Below are 15,715 nucleotides of genomic sequence, written 5' to 3'. Positions count from 1 at the left end.
TATAAAATTAAATAATTAAGAATTATTGCTTCACAATACGCTTCACAATACTCGTGTTTTCTGCGTTTATTTTCACAAAATACATTCCTGTTGCAAAACTTTCTAAAGTGAAATTAGTTTCCATTCCAGCTCCAGTTAGGTCTATGTTTTTAATAACTCTACCTTTTACATCTGTAATTATTACATTAATTAGCTGTGTGGTAGTTTTATTCAACAAGGTTAACTCACCTGTAGTTGGGTTTGGATATAATTGAATGTTATTGTAAAATTCATTATCTCCAAGTCCTAAAACTTCATCTACTGTAACTGTGAAAGTACAAACATCTTCATTACCAGCGCCGTCAGTTGCCGTCATTGTAATGGTTGTAACACCAGCGCCAACCATTGTACCGGCAGCAGGAGCTTGCGAAATTGTAGGATCTGGACAGTTATCTGTTGCAGTAGCATCGCCTGTATAATCTGGCAATGTATATTGCTCACCTTCAACCACCTCAACAATAACGTCTGCTGGACAAGTAATTACAGGATCTTCAGTTTCTGCTATAACTTCTGCTATTGTACGTATTCCAGGACATCCAGACTCCAAATTAATGTCGCCATTAGGAGTTCCGAAATCTGCGGTCTCACAAGTTCCAGACCAGTCTGCTGTAGAATTTGTATCGCCAACTCTTCTAAATGAGCTTGCACCACATTCTGCAGTTAACGCAGCACCAACTCCAGTCCAATCTAGATCTGCAGCAGTAATGTTGAAACCATTGATTGTAACATTCAATAATGAAATTTCAACAGCGGAAAAATTCCAAAAAACAGAATCTACCACATTTCCGTTATCATCGATAATAATTATCCAACCTGATCCGGTATTGTCCCAAAATAAATTGTTACCCCAATATCCTGAACCGCTATCATCATTATAATCTACAACTGTATTAGCGCCCATATTACCCAATGTTTTAACAATTGTATTCATTGCATTAATATCTACATAAGGTTGATCACTTACGGCAACACTATAACCAGAATAGTCTGTTGCAATACCTACATTTTGTATTTCAAACCTGTCTGGCGTTTCTAAACTAATTTCTGAAATCACTAATTGCGACAATGGTCCGGGTGCTCTTTCTAATGCATATACATCAATAGAACCTGTTGGTGTAAAAGTATACGATGTACCTTCAAAAAGGAAGTTACCTCCAGTTGGAGCATCATACCATCTTATTACGTTCGCAGGATCGTCTAGCGTAGCTGTAACAGTTACTGGATCGCCAACGCAGAAATCTGTAACTCCTGTAGTAGTTGGTCCATTAGGGACTGCTAAAACCTCTATCGTGTCTGTTGCAGATGATGCTACTGAACAAGGTCCAGATGGCACATCATAAGAAATTGTGTGAACACCAACACCAGCTGCTGCTGGATCGAATGTGAAAGTAGATCCGTTTCCGTTATCTGTAACACCAGGTCCACTGTACTCACCTCCGCTTGGAGATCCACCACCTAAGTCTGTTAAAACTTCTGAAGATGCACAAACTTCTTCTAAAACAGATAATGTAGCTGTTTGTGAAGGAGTATCGAATGCTTGAGTTCCGTCACTTCTACTTGTAGAAAGACCTTGGCTAGCACTGTAACCTAAACCTCTTTTTGCAAATGCATCCCAAATTAAACATTCGTTTGCACCACCATAAAGCGCTTGATCTGCAGCTAAAATTGCGTTACGACCATCAACAAAACCAGGACTACAAGGCTGTAACTTCAAACCTTCAGTAACCAAGGCTAATGCTTGAATATTTCCAGCATCTAAATTTACATCTCCTGTAAAAGTGTAATAATCTGGACTAAAACCATGCTCGTCTATCAATGCCCAAGTTACTTCCCAAAGCATTGTTGCCCAAACGGAACCAACTCCGTGTGGTACAGCAGCAGTTTTTATAAAATCGTATGTTTGAGGGTTAACACCCATATCTGTATTGTATGGATAATCACGAATTCCTCCGCCACCTTGACCTTGACCAAATAAGTATGTTCCAACAGCTCTAGAGTCTGTTCCTAAATCGCCTGCTTCAATAGTTAAAATAACTCCAAAAAAGTCGCTCCATCCTTCACCCATTTGCTCTTGATTCTGCAAACATGATGAAGCTAAAGGGCCTCCTGTTAAACGATTTGAAATTCCATGACCATATTCGTGTAAGATTACTAAATTGTCGAAATCTCCATCTTTATCGCCACAAATGTACATTTGCATTGTTGGATTACCACCATCTGGAGGAGTTCCGAAGTTAGCGTTACAAGTTCCTGAACCATCTTGTGCTTCTGCATTTACAGAATCACTTCCTATGCCACCATTTCCGTAGTTATTTTCTTGAAAGTTTCCTCCCACTTCATCAAAACCAAATTGATACATAATGTCGTGAAAAACATTATTCATATAAAAAAGGTTTGTAATCGCTGCATCCTCATATTGATTCGCATTAGTATAAACTTGACTAAACGGATATCCAGTAAATTCTAAATTTGCACCTGCGTCTGGTTGGTAGCCTGAGTTATTTCCATCTTCGTAAGCATTTACGTTGTTACCACGAGTTTTAGTAAATTCTGCTCCAGCAACACCATTGGTATCATGCCATCCAAATGGAGAAGCAGTAGCATTTGCCGGTTGAACCTCAATAGTTCGTGCTCCGTAATATGGGCTTTCAAGTGGTAAAGCAATTACTTCGTAACATTCTGTACACGCAGCAGCTTCTGCTACAAGCGCATTATAATTTGGAACATCGTACAAGTTTGCATTAAAGTTCATTTCTTTCACATCATTGCTATGATCGTGGTGCATTGCACAACTCACCATCCAGTTTGCCTGATTTACAATTGCCCCGGTATTAGCATCAACTCTTAAACTCCACCAATCTTGTTGGCCTTTTTCTTGTATTGAAATATCCCAAGTTAAAACCAATTCATTACTATCGGTTAAGGCATACATCAATTTTGCAGGAATAGGGCTTAAAGATATGCCGCCATTGCTCAACAAAGTTTCTTTAGCAACACCCTTTGCACCTTCCAAAACTGAAAGTGAACCAGAAATTGAATAGTTTAAGTGGCTAGCAGCAGCTTGTACAGCTTGCGCGGCTTTAAGTGATGGCGCGTTAGACCCTTTTAATTTTTGAGAAGTATTTTTTATAAAACTACTATTCTTGGAAATTACCTTCCCATTGGACAATAGATGGATACTTGAATCAGTACCATAAATTTCAATTCCATTAAATAGTTGTCTGTAATAAACATGTTGAATTCCACTAGTGCTACTTACTGTTTCACTAGTTACTTGCCATGTAGTGTCTTGTGGTAATAAATCATTTTGCTCAACAAAATTACTCAATTGTTGATTGATCGCTCCTTTAGAGCTTTGTGCAACCATAGTGCCCGAAAAGACGAGCATAATTGCCAGGAATAGACTCTGGGTAACTTTTTTCATTTGTTTGTTTAGTTTAATTAAAATTTAGACTTTTGGATGGTTAACTTCTGTAAAGCTATTCATTTATAAAGTTTTCACAACATTTTCTTAATGTTCACACAAGTTTTAACATAATTAACCGTCAACTCAATTGTTAATGTTAGTCAGAACAGATTTAATGTAATTATTTATTTCTGTACTTTTACTTTCAAAAAATCAACGGTTCTATGGAACAACCAAACGATCTCATTATAGAGATGCAAAACGGAAGTGAAAAAGCCTTCTCTAGATTATACACTATGTACAGTGAAGCTATACAAGGTATAATCTATAGCATCGTGTTAGACGAAGAAACTGCGGAAGAACTCCTTCAAGATGTTTTTATAAAAGTGTGGAATAATGCAAGCTCTTATTCAGTAAATAAAGGTAGATTTTTTACTTGGTTACTGAATATAGCTAGAAATACCGCAATAGACGAAACACGCTCCAAAGCATTTAAAAACTCTAGGAAAAACCTAAGTACCTCAAACTTCGTAGATATATTGTCATCCTCTGATAGTTTAAACAGAATGACTAACTCCATTGGTATAAAAAAGTTTGTTGACGCGCTCAAGCCTGCCTGTGTAAAAATAATAGACCTCTTATATTTTAAGGGCTATACACAAGCCGAAGCCTCGAAAACACTAGATATACCTTTAGGAACAATAAAAACAAGAAACCGAACCTGTATCAATGATTTACGGGTGATGGTGTTAGGATAAAAAAATTATGAACCCCGAAGAAATTATAGCATCAGGAAAATTAGAAATGTACGTCTGCGGCGCATTGCCGGATGATGAAACATTGGAGGTTGAAGAAGCCATAAATACCTTTCCAGAGGTTAGGCACGAAATTGGACTCATTGAGAAATCATTATTGCACTTAGCAGAAACTGTTTCGCCACCCGTGCAAGCAATGACGTGGACTTCAATTTTAGATTCAATTAGAAAAACTGGCAATTCTGAAATTAATAAAGTTAGAACGCTTAACTGGCCTGCTATGACGGGTTGGGCTGCGGCAATTTTATTTATGGGCGGAATTATGTGGATGATGAAACAAACTAGTGATCTTAACAATTCACTTAGAGTATCTTCTACTGAAAATACGGTTTTACGCGAAGAAAATTCAAAAGCTCAAAGCCAACTCGCAAACAATACGGAAGTTCTTGAGGTTTTAAGATCTAAAGACTACCAAGCCTATACGCTTCCTGGGAACCAAGCTGTTGCTCCCGAAGCATTTGCCAAAGTATATCTAAACAAAAAAGATAACGTTGCATTTATAGATACCAAAGGTTTGCCAATACCGCCACGCGGAAAAGTCTACCAAGTATGGTCGCTTAAAATGGAACCACTTACACCTACGAGTGTGGGCTTAATTTCTGCTGAAAACGAAATAGGTGAAGGAATTTACAAATTTGTGAACTTCCCAGATCCAGAAGCTTTCGGAATAACATTAGAGCCTGAAGGTGGAAGCGAATCACCAACACTATCACAACTATATACTTTAGGAATGATAACCATTTAAGAAGTAATAACATAGTAAACTAAAAGCCTGCACGTATATAGTGCAGGCTTTTTTTTGTTTGAAAAAATATAGAATATTATTTTATAAGAATACAATTTCAATAAAGTTGAAAAAGGTTTTAAATGAAAAAGCGCCCGCAAATTGCGAACGCTTTAACTAACAAAAAAACTCTAAAACTGGATTAACCAGTTTTGTAAAACCTACCAATTTCGTGGTAGATAACCAACCTCTAACATATTTACGTAAATAACTAAAGTGTGGTTTTAATCTACCTATAGTTTCTCAATTTCCTTTGCATTCACAGGTCCTAATTCATAACTAGCACCTAATAATTCTTCTTTTAAAGGCGCTACTTTTTCTTCCTTTCCATTTGCTTTGAAAACCAATGCGGAATGAAAAAGAGCGTTTGGTTCTGAAGTTTTACCAGCTACGTTTTCCTCTATTGTTTTTAAAGCTGCTTCTTTTTGTCCAGCTTTTAATTGTGCATAAGCCAACAATTGATATGTTTCTGGAGTTGCACGATTTTTTACTTCAGTTTCAGCAAGCAATAATGCTTTTTCCGGCGCTGTCTCAGCATATAGATTTATTAAATATGTGTTGTACATTCCCCCATAATTAGGGTTTTCAGCGGCCTTAATAAATAGCTCTTTTTGTTTTTTGGCTTCGGAAGAGTTTCCTTCATATTCCGCCATTTCAGCTTTTAACAGATGGTAATCTGGCACTTTGTGGTTTACCATTACTGAATCTAAAATACGGTTTGCTTCTTCCGTGTTTTTTTCAAATGAATAAACCATCCAAGCAATTTGCTTTTTTACATAATGATTATCTGGTTCTAGCTCTAAAGATTTTAGATAACTATTGTAAGAATCTTCAAGCCGACCCGCGTGACCATAAAAATCGCCAATATTACTATATATCCATATTTTGTAACCTCTATTGTCTCGCTCTTCAGCAATTTGCTTAGCTTGTTCTAAATATTTAATAGCAGCGTCAAGATTGCCGTTATGATCGCTCCATTTTGCTAATCGAATTAAATAATTAAAATCTTTTGTGTTTTTTATTTTTCCCAACAGCGTGTCTGCTCTTTGGTAATTTCCTAATTCCATTGCCACATCAAAAAGCATCATTTCGGTCTCTTTATGATTGTCTGGATAGGTGTACGCACTGTCCAACAAAATTTGAGCTTCCTTAAAACGGTGTTGCGAAATGTAATTATGAGCCAAACTTCTTAAATAACTGTCTTTATTTCTGGCTGAAACTTCTAATGATTTCTTAATTAATTGTTCCGAAATTTTTAATTCTGAAATATCCCCCGTTACTCCAAAAAGCGCTGCGTGTATTCCAGACATTCTACTCATTTCCATTAAATGGGTGGAGTCGTTATTGAAACGTTGCTGCCAAAATTCAAAATCTTTTTCAATGGCATCTTTTGAAGGCGTGAATTCAGTACTTAAATATTGATTGTAATCTTTACTATCTGTGATGTGTTTTGGCTTTTCCTGACATCCAAAAAGAACCACAGCAACAGCTATTGCGAATAATTTTTTCATGACAAATTATATGTTTTTAGGTTGTTTACAGTTTCTGTTAAACCAAAAAAGAGAACCTCAACGGCTCTCTTTTTGAGTTTTGAATTATACCTTTTAAAAAGGTCCAGCCAAATATGGGAAGCTTGTAGAAAAAGCAACATCGTTTGTTGGCACTCCATCGCTGGTTAAACCAGGGTTTTCTGTTCCATCTGCACCACCAAAGATTAAAAGTAACGATACATCAATTACATCGTCGCTTAACGCTCTTCCTGTTAAAATTTCAGTTCCATTAAAGTAAGTGGTAACACCTGTTTGCGCTAACCAAAGTACATCATTAGAAAGTACAGTTGTAAAAACCTCTGCATTTAGGCCTAGTGCATTGCTAGTATAAGCAGGGTTTAAAGCCAATAATCTAGTTTCAAATTTAGTTTGGAAGGCTGCCTGCATTTGCGAAGGAACGGTAACGTTAAAAGCATCTTTAAAACCGGTTGTTCCAAATACTGTATTAATTCCTGGACGCCCCATTTGGTCTTCTTGCTTATAGGTTCCGCTAAAATCCAATGTTTGTCCGCAAGGTTCACAAGCTGTTCCACCGCAATCTATTTCTGTTTCGTCTCCGTTCAAAATTCCATCGGTACAAGTTTCTTGCGTAATTACATTGTCATCATCATCTGTACATTGCACAAAAAACAGTGAGGAAGTAATTACAGCAACAAGGGTTATATATTTATATGTTTTCATCTTTTTATATTTTAATAGTTAGCAATTTTTATTGTTTTCTTTTGGCTTCTACCCACACATTATACATAGGGGTTGATGATGCGAAAGGATTAACTCCAGCCGTTCCAGCAGGTAACATAGATTTTGGAAATTCTACTACAATACTCAAAACGTTTGTTCCCGCAAAAGTATCGGTTCCAGGATCGTCAAAGCTTGTAGCGGTTCCTGCAAGCACCGCATTATATTTATTAAAGTCAAAAAAGAAAGGATCTTCACGTGGTCCTGCAAAAAACTTCATTCCATCTTTTTCTGCTATTTGCACATCTTCTTTGGTAGAAATTTTTACACTTCTTCTTGTGGAAGTTGCAATGCTGCTTTCTAACCCAAGCATAGCAGGTTGAGAAGGACCGAAGAAATACATAGAATCGCCACGTTTAATTGCTTGAATTACTAAATCTTCTACTAAATCGTTATCTACATCTATATTAAATTCTAACAATACGGTTTCATCAAAAATTGCTTGATCGGTAGGTTGCCCAGGAGGCAATAAACCTTGAACATTTGCAGCAAATACAAAGTTGCTACTGTTCTCGCCCTGAAAGGCATAAAAGTCCGTAATATCTGCCGTAGTGCCTGCTACTGCGGGCGCGTCAATATGATCGGCGGATATTAAAAATATCGATAGAGCAGCTATTCCTAGCCCACCGATTACTGTAAAAAGTTTTGATTTTTTCATCTTTTTTGTTGGTTTATATTATTTATTTTTACTTGTTCGTTTATACTTACGTTTAAATGTAATTGCATGGTTTTTAAAGTTGCGTTAATCTTTTGTTAACGTCAAAAACAGTAGCTTTGAGGGCTCTAAAATAGTCAATAAATAAAAAGATGAACCCGTCTGCACTTGATTGGATTTTAAAATTTCTAAATCTTTTCGATAAGAATGATCTTGTAGCGCCTTTTCAAGACGACCATACATTCTATAATTCTTTAAAGGAAACAGGATTTATTTATGGAGTTTCTGTTTCGGCTGTGCCAAAAAAATCGCTTGGCAAATTAAAACTCACCAAAGAAGAGCTTACTAAAATTAATCTTTTCCACGCGTTATTATTTCAATTTCACCAAAAATATGATACTGCAACCAATAAAGAGGCTATAGATAGCATTCTTTTATTTTACGAACATCTTGAAAAAAAGAAGGCTGGATTCTTTAAAAAGTTTTCGCTTTCGCAAAGTCCGTCAAATAGGCTGGAACATATGCTCTCCACAAGATTGCAAGAAGCAAATACTTTGTTGAAGAAAAACACTGTTTCACTTTTAACATATTCGCTCCTATATTTAGATGTATTAGGCTATAAACAGTGGCTTATCGACGAGGCTTCTGCAAAAAATTATTACAAACAATTAGAGATTGCCGCACTTACAAGTTGTTTCTATACATTAAAATCGAAAAGCAAAAAGACAAAATACGACAAATTGTTAATAGACCTTTTTGAAACTTCTTCTGAATACATTATTGACGAAACAGATGGCGGAGTGGCTACATTTTTAGACAGTTTAAACTATTTAAAAAGCAGCGAAGATTCCTTAGAAAAAAATTATTTGTTGGATCTGTGTTGCCTTACCGTTTATGAAGATTTAAAGATGGACGAGGTGGAGCACCAGTTTTTGCAACAATTATTGGTTACGCTTAATCTTTCAAATAAAGAATTGCAAAATAGCCTTGTGGCACTAATTGACTTTTCAAAAAAATATACTGAAAAGATTCTGCTCTTTGAGTTTTCGCATCCTGTGAAGCAATTTTACAAACAATCCTCTTCAACAGTAAAACTTTTAATTATTCGAAATAAAGATCGCTTGGCGCGCGAACTGGAAGAAAGTGGCGAATTAGTGGTGCTTTTAGGACAATCAACTATTCGCGATTTATCGGCGGAAGAAAAATCGAAAGTGAGGGAGCAATTGCTAGATGTTTGTAAAACCATTCCATCGCTTACTATATTCCTGCTTCCAGGCGGCACGGTGCTTCTACCGCTTTTAGTAAAATTTATACCGAAGCTTTTACCGTCTTCATTTCAAGAAAATAGAATAGACAGATTCAGAAAAGAAGAATAACTTTATTCTAACCAGAGTTTAAAATCTTTCACGCGTTCGCGAGCAACAATAACTTCTTGCTCTTTATAACTGTTCAGTTTTAACTGTAGTCGTGAGTTTGTGTACGAAATTATATCTTTTATTGAATTGATATTTATATAGTATTTACGGCTAATACGGAAGAAAGTTGCGGGCGACAGTTCGTTCTCTAATTGCTCTAACGTAGTTTCTAAAAGATAATCGCGGCCGTCTACAGTGTGCGCGTACGTGCCTTTGTTTTCGGAATAAAAACATTCAATTTCATCAACCGAAATCATTTTTATGTGTTGCCCAATTTTAGTGGTAAAGCGTTTTTTATACTCGCGTTCCACAGGATTTACAAGCAATTTTTTAATATCGTCAAAATTGAATTGTACGTTTTTAGGGTTGGGCTTAAAGGTTTGGTATTTTTCAACGGCAGCTTGCAGTTCTTCTTCATCAATTGGTTTCAGCAAGTAGTCGATGCTATTGAGTTTGAAAGCTTGCAGCGCATATTCATCAAATGCCGTGGTGAAAATGATAGCGCTTTTCACTTCAACAGCGTCAAAAATTTCAAAAGAAAGTCCGTCGCTTAACTGAATGTCGAGAAAAATTAAATCGGGGTGCTCGTTATTCATAAACCATTCCACTGCTTCTTCTACGCTGTGCAGCATCTGGCTAACATTTACTTCCTGTTTTTCCAACATACGCTGAAGGTAACGCGCAGATGGTTTTTCGTCTTCAATAATTAAAACGTTCATTTTTTTAATAATTCTTTAATTTGAAATTTTCCTTTAAAATATAATTAATCCGCTTACTATATACTCTCACTGAGCACTGAAAGCTTTTTCTAATTATCTTCATCTAAAAATTGCTTCATCTTCTTTTCTTCCCAGCGTTTTAGAAAGTTAGATTCAAAATTCATCACAAAGAAAACATAAAGTCCGTGACACATCAGGCCAATGCCCCAAAAAAAGGTGCTTACATAATTGGTCCAATGCTCAAAATCTATTGCTCTATCGTTAAACACATTTGCTGAAATAAGTACTATTACAGTGTTTACAAGTATATAAACCACTAAATGACTGTAAAATGCCTTCAAGGTTTCCACTTTTTTCTTGGCCTTTAAATAGGCTAAACTCTTGTTAGTTTCCATTTTGGTCTAGGTTTTATTCTTCTTTTATAAATTTTTCAATTTGTCTTTTTTCCCAGTTTTTTATAAACTTCAATTTATATTGAAAGGCTTTTGAAGCGTGGAAAAGCAATCCGATTCCCCAAAATATTGGAACTATTAAAATATTCCAATCTATCCATTCAACAAAATTTTTATCGGTTGCTTCATTCTGAAAAAACTCCAGCACCTGCCCTCGCACAACGAATAACGCAATATTCACAACAATATAAACTAGCAAGTGTTGATAGAAACTTTTTATCGCTTGTACTTTTTTTCGAGCATTTTTCAATTTTATGTTTTCAGAAATCCCCATCTTAATCCCAATTGGTTTTACCGTTTTTTTCTTCATCTTCCATAAACTTCTTCATCTTTCTCTCCTCCCAGTTTTTCCCAATAAACGGCGTCCATTGAAAAGCCTTTACTGCTTGAAATAAAATACCAATTCCCCATCCAAATGCAGCCCATAAAAACCAGGGATTGCGCAGTCCATCTACATAATAATTTAGCCCAGCCAATGCGCTAATAAAAACTAAGTAAAGCATAAAGCTGGTGTAGAATTTTTTTATATCTGCAACCCGCTTTTTGGCTCTATAATATTTATTGTCGTTGTTTTCGGTTTCCATAATCGTTGTTTTTAAATACAGTATAAAAATACCTAGGATTGAATTGTTGAAAAAAATGAAGCTACTCAACTGTAAATCTATTAGGATGAACTGTAACCTAATTGTCTTTATCCATTAACTCGCGGATTTTGCGCTCTTCCCAGTCTTTTCCTAAAAAGGGATTGTAATTAAAAGTTTCGGCAGCGTGCCCCATTATACCCATACCCCATCCTGCAATCGGGAAAATCGCCCATGGAAAGCCTGCATTCGAAATATAATTTAAGTAAATAAAGACAGGAACGAAAACCAAATAAACCGCAAAGTGGAAATAAAATGCCTTCAACTTCTCTACCCGTTTTTTGGCCAGCTTATATTTTTTTTCTGAAATAAATATGTCTGATGTATTCATAACTTGAATGTTTTCACCCAAAATAGGAATTGCGATTTTGAACTCTTTTTGGTTCTCTTTAATAATTACAGGACGCTTAGTTAAGAGCGCGTATCTATCGCGAATGTTTCGTAAACCAACGCCAGTACTTTCCCTTAAAACCTGTTTTGGCTGGCTGTTATTTGTAACAACCAAATTGCCGTCTTCTTCTGAAATAGTTATGTAAAGTTTTTTGGAAGGCATAACCTGATTGTGCTTCACAGCATTTTCTAACAATAACTGAAGCGATAGCGGAACTACTTTTGCCTGCGGATTCTCTAATTTTTCGGGCATCGTAAAAACAATACTATCCTCAAACCGAACTGCCAACAACGACATATAGAGTTTTGCAAATTTAAGTTCCTCTTCCAATGTTACCAGTTCCTTAGTTTTTTGCTCCAAAACATAACGATATACTTTTGAAAGTGAAGTGGTAAAACGTGTTGCGGCTTCGGGATTTTCTTCAATCAAACTTGTAAGTACATTCAAACTATTAAAAAGAAAATGTGGATCTAATTGGTTTTTTAGCGCATCAAATTTTGCCGAGGCAGTTCCAGCAATTAACTTTTGCTCTGTAACAATTGATTGCTGTTTATTTCGGTAATAATAATATGTGTAAAAAATAGCGGTAACTACTATCGAAATGATAAACGATATGTAATAATACTGCATCTTTTCCGCAGCAATAAATTCTGAAAAACTTCGTCCTTCAGTTACAACTTCCGTGATTATGCGAATAAAAAAGATTCCTAAAAGGGTGACGAAAATTCCACCAAAAATTCCTTTTAAAAGATTCTTCGCCTTAAATACTTGATTCGGAAATCTTTTCAGCAAAAATCCGAAATAAGAAGCATTTGCCATGTAAAGCACAACGGAATACAGCTGGTTATAAAGAAACATTATAAGTATTTCTCTACCATCTGTAAACTCGTACCCGTTGGCATATTGAATTACTCCAAGCACAATAAACACAAGGGATCCAACAGAAAAGGCTTTGCCAAGATCTTTTAAAATTCGCATCAAAATAGTATTTTGTTAAACCACGAAATCACGAATAATTTTACAATTACATTCGTGAATTCGTGCTAAGATTTTTTATAAACAGCTTTCCGCTTGTACTTGCTTTGCGCGTTCTTCACCATAAGTTGGGTAAAATTCGCCCGCTGGTTTAAAAGTAACAAAAAGATCTATTGCGCGCTGAATGTCTTTACAATACGGCTCCAGAGACTGTCCAAAATATTTTGCGCTGCCCATATCCCATTCGGCTTTTGCTAATATAATCCTTGGATTGTCTGGCGCCAAAGCTAACGCTTTTGAGTAAAGCTCCGTTGCTTTCGGCGAATACGTCATCCCGTATTGTTGCCCGTCAAAAATAATCCAAGCTAAGTACAATTGCGCTTGCAACACTAGCAAATCTGGGTTTTCTTTAGAGATTGCTGTTGCGTCGTTAATAAAGTTTTGAGCTTTTCCAAGTTGGGCGGTAAGCTTGGTTTTATCTTTTTCAGTAAAGCTATTAATTACATTTATTTGCGCAACATAATACGGTGGCAACCAATTGTCGGGCTCAGCGGTGGCAATGCGTTCAAATACATTGGCGGCATCCCAAGATTTATCTTCCTGCCAAAGTTTAAATGCTTTTTGCATTCCCTGTTGGTATTTGGAAGGCATAGCTTCATTGTTTTCTGATGAATCAGTTTGCCCCTGCATTATAAAGGCTGTAAAAACAATTAGTAAATAAGTGACTACATTTTGCATGGTTTCTATTATTTAATGGTTACAAATATTATTGATTGATTGTTGTAATTGTTATTCTATTCAAATTTCCTTTAAAAAACCGATTCCGAAAAAACCTATAAACCCAACTGTTGATTTTGTGGATTGAATTGTGATTTACCCTTCGGTCATTGAGCGGAGCCGAAATGAGACAGCGTGGCTTCGGCTCCGCTCAGCCACCGTTATCCTTCAACGGCTAGCTGGCTTTACAAATTATCAAGTTGGTTATCCTTCCCATCATCACTAATAGTCCAGAAAAAGCCAACAAAAAAGAACTGGTCTGCGGCAGGTAATAATTCTCTTCGGGCAAAGTTTCCATTGGCATCTGCAGTATTTGCATATTGATAGCCGTTTATATTTTTAGTAGCTAGCACATTATTGACCGATACATAAAGAATTTGTTGCTGCGAAATTAAATACGCCCAGTTTAAGCTAACACTATTATAAGCGCTCGTTTTATTCTGAAGAAAGCCAGGTTTGTTTAAATCTGTGTACGTTCTTCCGCTGCCATATTGATAACTGAAACCTATTTGGCTTTTCCAATCGTTAATCCAATATTTTCCAACTACAGAAATATTATGTGTATTTACAAAGCTGGGTGTAGTTTTAATAGGGTAATTTCGGTATTTCCGCTCTGTGTCTAAATAGGAATAGCTCACCCAATAATCCACGTTTTTGATGGATTCATTATCGCGCCAAAATAAGTCTAAGCCTTGCGCATATCCATCGCCATCGTTAAAAAATGAAGTGTTTAAATCGGGGAATTCGTCATTATAAGTAACAAGATTGCCGTACTCTTTTCTATAAATTTCCGCACGGAAAATTCTGTTATTAGCTGAATATTGATAATTCATAATATAATGTTGGGTGTGCTGCGCTTCCAAATTATTTGAAAATTTCAACACATCGCTATCTGGCTGCTGAAAGAAATCGCCGTAAGCCAAAGAAAGCTGACTATTTTTTCCAGTTTTATAAGCAAAAGAGATTCTTGGCGAAACTGTAAATTCTTTAAACAATTCACTGTATTCACCACGGACACCTAGTTTAAGTGCGAGCTTTCGTGAGAAAATAATATCAGCTTCCGTAAATGCTGCCGAAATATTATTGTTGAAACCAAGCTCTGCAGCAAAATCGGGATCTTCATAATTTTCGTTGAAATCGGCTACAAACTGTTCCGCCCCAAAATTGAGAATAAAGCGATTGCTAAAGCGTTTTTTCAACTTCAATTTAAAGTGTGCGGAATTTTCAACATCTTTAATCGCAGCTTCGTCGATGCCAATTTTAGTATTTCCGAGCGTGTAACTTCCACCGCCAAAAATTGTCCAATTATTATCTAACACCTCAGTATAATTGGCGTTTGTATAGAAATTTTTATTGTTGAGTTTAAACCGTGTTCCTGCGGGGTTATTGATGTCTTCCTGCGTAAGTTCAAAATCTGAAGTATCAAAAGCACCGTAAATTTTTAAAAGCCCATCCCCTATTCTCTGACGATAAACAGCTTCTCCTGCAGCGGTTTCAAAAGGTTTATGCCAATCATTTCTATCTGGAAAAAGTGCTGTATATGGCGCTAAATTTATATAAGTTGCATTCACGCTCAAAGAGCTTTTTTCCCACTTTTTAGTATGTCCTAAACCGCCACCCACGGTCATTATTGCAATATCTGTCTTTTCCTGAGTTGGCTCGTCAATGGTGTTTAAAAGTAAAACCGAGGAAAGTGCTTGCCCGTATTCTGCAGAATATCCACCCGTTGAAAACGTAATGCCATCAAACAAAAACGGACTGTAACGTCCACGCGTGGGTACATTATTGGTAGTTGGCGAATAAGGGGTAAAAACGCGAATGCCGTCTATAAAAATTTGGGTTTCGCCCGCATCGCCACCGCGAACAAAAAGACGTCCGTCTTCGGCAACTGTAGTTGTGCCGGGAAGCGTTTGCAGTGCGCCTACAAAATCGCCCAAAGCGCTTGCCGTTGTAACAATATCTAAAGGTTTTAAAACCGAAATCTTACTATTATCACCCGCCGAAAAAGACCCAGCGGAAATAGTTACAGTTTCCAAAGAATTTACGTCTTCGCGAAGTTGAATTTTGAGATTCGTCATTTTTGAAACGTCTTCGGTAATTTTAGTTGCTTCAAACGAAACGTAGGATATCACTAAAGTTTGCGTTCCAGTTTCAGAAGTTTCAAAGGAAAAATTTCCGTTTTCTATTGAAGTGCTGCCATCGTAAGCGCCTTCCAAATAAACATTGGCGCCAACAATAGGTATTCCTTTATTGTCTAAAACCGTACCTGATACGGTGGTTTGTGCCAAAAGCAAACTTGGAAAAGCAATAAGTATAAAAATGATGACTGAAATTTTCATGGGTTGGTTGGTTTAATTT

General features: G+C 36.5%; 14 protein-coding genes. 3 read left to right on the top strand and 11 right to left on the bottom strand.

The genetic code is table 11. The features are described 5' to 3' along the window. Positions 1-22: 22 nt before the first annotated feature. Positions 23-3,463 carry a M36 family metallopeptidase gene (locus AC3RVG_RS08600; RefSeq protein WP_489691043.1) on the bottom strand — a complete coding sequence of 1,147 codons (3,441 nt, stop codon included), beginning with the start codon at positions 3,461-3,463 and terminating at the stop codon, positions 23-25. Positions 3,464-3,669: 206 nt separating this feature from the next. Between AC3RVG_RS08600 and AC3RVG_RS08595 the strand changes: the two genes are divergently transcribed. Together AC3RVG_RS08595 and AC3RVG_RS08590 are read left to right on the top strand one after the other, a co-directional pair. Beyond that, a complete protein-coding gene (locus AC3RVG_RS08595) occupies positions 3,670-4,203 on the top strand; it encodes an RNA polymerase sigma factor (protein ID WP_489691042.1) in 534 nt (177 codons plus the stop codon). Positions 4,204-4,210: 7 nt separating this feature from the next. Then, the gene (locus AC3RVG_RS08590) at positions 4,211-5,005 is read left to right on the top strand and encodes an anti-sigma factor (protein WP_489691041.1); all 795 of its coding nucleotides are present in this window, start codon (positions 4,211-4,213) and stop codon (positions 5,003-5,005) included. A gap of 272 nt (positions 5,006-5,277) precedes the next feature. On the opposite strand, the gene AC3RVG_RS08585 is transcribed toward AC3RVG_RS08590, so the two are convergent. The 3 genes from AC3RVG_RS08585 to AC3RVG_RS08575 all read right to left on the bottom strand — a co-directional run bounded on the left by AC3RVG_RS08585 (position 5,278) and on the right by AC3RVG_RS08575 (position 7,990). Continuing rightward, positions 5,278-6,555 (bottom strand): tetratricopeptide repeat protein, encoded by a 1,278-nt coding sequence (locus AC3RVG_RS08585; protein ID WP_489691040.1) that lies wholly within the window; start codon positions 6,553-6,555, stop codon positions 5,278-5,280. Positions 6,556-6,648: 93 nt separating this feature from the next. Then, on the bottom strand, positions 6,649-7,275 hold the full coding sequence (locus AC3RVG_RS08580; RefSeq protein ID WP_489691039.1) for a DUF4331 family protein: 627 nt from the start codon (positions 7,273-7,275) through the stop codon (positions 6,649-6,651). A 28-nt stretch (positions 7,276-7,303) separates the two neighbouring features. Further along, positions 7,304-7,990 carry a DUF4331 family protein gene (locus AC3RVG_RS08575; RefSeq protein WP_489691038.1) on the bottom strand — a complete coding sequence of 229 codons (687 nt, stop codon included), beginning with the start codon at positions 7,988-7,990 and terminating at the stop codon, positions 7,304-7,306. A 149-nt stretch (positions 7,991-8,139) separates the two neighbouring features. Between AC3RVG_RS08575 and AC3RVG_RS08570 the strand changes: the two genes are divergently transcribed. Next, complete coding sequence (locus tag AC3RVG_RS08570) at positions 8,140-9,363, top strand: LETM1-related biofilm-associated protein (RefSeq protein WP_489691037.1); 1,224 nt, start codon at positions 8,140-8,142, stop codon at positions 9,361-9,363. A 2-nt stretch (positions 9,364-9,365) separates the two neighbouring features. Here the strand turns inward: AC3RVG_RS08570 and AC3RVG_RS08565 are convergent, their stop codons facing one another. From AC3RVG_RS08565 to AC3RVG_RS08535, 7 genes are all read right to left on the bottom strand, one after another. Beyond that, the gene (locus tag AC3RVG_RS08565; RefSeq protein ID WP_489691036.1) at positions 9,366-10,121 is read right to left on the bottom strand and encodes a LytR/AlgR family response regulator transcription factor; all 756 of its coding nucleotides are present in this window, start codon (positions 10,119-10,121) and stop codon (positions 9,366-9,368) included. 89 nt (positions 10,122-10,210) lie between these two features. After that, positions 10,211-10,516, bottom strand: a complete 306-nt coding sequence (locus tag AC3RVG_RS08560) for a 2TM domain-containing protein (RefSeq protein ID WP_489691035.1) — start codon at positions 10,514-10,516, stop codon at positions 10,211-10,213. 13 nt (positions 10,517-10,529) lie between these two features. Then, entirely contained in the window at positions 10,530-10,883 is a 354-nt protein-coding gene (locus AC3RVG_RS08555) for a 2TM domain-containing protein (protein ID WP_489691034.1), read from the bottom strand. Further along, a complete protein-coding gene (locus tag AC3RVG_RS08550; protein ID WP_489691033.1) occupies positions 10,849-11,157 on the bottom strand; it encodes a 2TM domain-containing protein in 309 nt (102 codons plus the stop codon). Before AC3RVG_RS08550 ends, AC3RVG_RS08555 begins: the two co-directional genes overlap by 35 nt. A gap of 97 nt (positions 11,158-11,254) precedes the next feature. Then, positions 11,255-12,583 carry a 2TM domain-containing protein gene (locus AC3RVG_RS08545; protein WP_489691032.1) on the bottom strand — a complete coding sequence of 443 codons (1,329 nt, stop codon included), beginning with the start codon at positions 12,581-12,583 and terminating at the stop codon, positions 11,255-11,257. A gap of 75 nt (positions 12,584-12,658) precedes the next feature. Then, on the bottom strand, positions 12,659-13,318 hold the full coding sequence (locus tag AC3RVG_RS08540) for a tetratricopeptide repeat protein (protein ID WP_489691031.1): 660 nt from the start codon (positions 13,316-13,318) through the stop codon (positions 12,659-12,661). 224 nt (positions 13,319-13,542) lie between these two features. Then, a complete protein-coding gene (locus tag AC3RVG_RS08535) occupies positions 13,543-15,696 on the bottom strand; it encodes a TonB-dependent receptor (RefSeq protein WP_489691030.1) in 2,154 nt (717 codons plus the stop codon). Positions 15,697-15,715 lie beyond the last annotated feature (19 nt).

The sequence above is a fragment of the Aequorivita sp. IT1282 genome (assembly GCF_058068205.1).
Note: the sequence above shows the minus strand (reverse complement) of the source record. Positions and strands in the feature narration are given on the sequence as shown.

Bases quoted from the DNA above. Each gene is read 5' to 3' on its own strand.
- AC3RVG_RS08600 (WP_489691043.1), bottom strand. From the start codon at position 3,463: ATGAAAAAAGTTACCCAGAGTCTATTCCTGGCAATTATGCTCGTCTTT.
- AC3RVG_RS08595 (WP_489691042.1), top strand. From the start codon at position 3,670: ATGGAACAACCAAACGATCTCATTATAGAGATGCAAAACGGAAGTGAA.
- AC3RVG_RS08590 (WP_489691041.1), top strand. From the start codon at position 4,211: ATGAACCCCGAAGAAATTATAGCATCAGGAAAATTAGAAATGTACGTC.
- AC3RVG_RS08585 (WP_489691040.1), bottom strand. From the start codon at position 6,555: ATGAAAAAATTATTCGCAATAGCTGTTGCTGTGGTTCTTTTTGGATGT.
- AC3RVG_RS08580 (WP_489691039.1), bottom strand. From the start codon at position 7,275: ATGAAAACATATAAATATATAACCCTTGTTGCTGTAATTACTTCCTCA.
- AC3RVG_RS08575 (WP_489691038.1), bottom strand. From the start codon at position 7,990: ATGAAAAAATCAAAACTTTTTACAGTAATCGGTGGGCTAGGAATAGCT.
- AC3RVG_RS08570 (WP_489691037.1), top strand. From the start codon at position 8,140: ATGAACCCGTCTGCACTTGATTGGATTTTAAAATTTCTAAATCTTTTC.
- AC3RVG_RS08565 (WP_489691036.1), bottom strand. From the start codon at position 10,121: ATGAACGTTTTAATTATTGAAGACGAAAAACCATCTGCGCGTTACCTT.
- AC3RVG_RS08560 (WP_489691035.1), bottom strand. From the start codon at position 10,516: ATGGAAACTAACAAGAGTTTAGCCTATTTAAAGGCCAAGAAAAAAGTG.
- AC3RVG_RS08555 (WP_489691034.1), bottom strand. From the start codon at position 10,883: ATGAAGAAAAAAACGGTAAAACCAATTGGGATTAAGATGGGGATTTCT.
- AC3RVG_RS08550 (WP_489691033.1), bottom strand. From the start codon at position 11,157: ATGGAAACCGAAAACAACGACAATAAATATTATAGAGCCAAAAAGCGG.
- AC3RVG_RS08545 (WP_489691032.1), bottom strand. From the start codon at position 12,583: ATGCGAATTTTAAAAGATCTTGGCAAAGCCTTTTCTGTTGGATCCCTT.
- AC3RVG_RS08540 (WP_489691031.1), bottom strand. From the start codon at position 13,318: ATGCAAAATGTAGTCACTTATTTACTAATTGTTTTTACAGCCTTTATA.
- AC3RVG_RS08535 (WP_489691030.1), bottom strand. From the start codon at position 15,696: ATGAAAATTTCAGTCATCATTTTTATACTTATTGCTTTTCCAAGTTTG.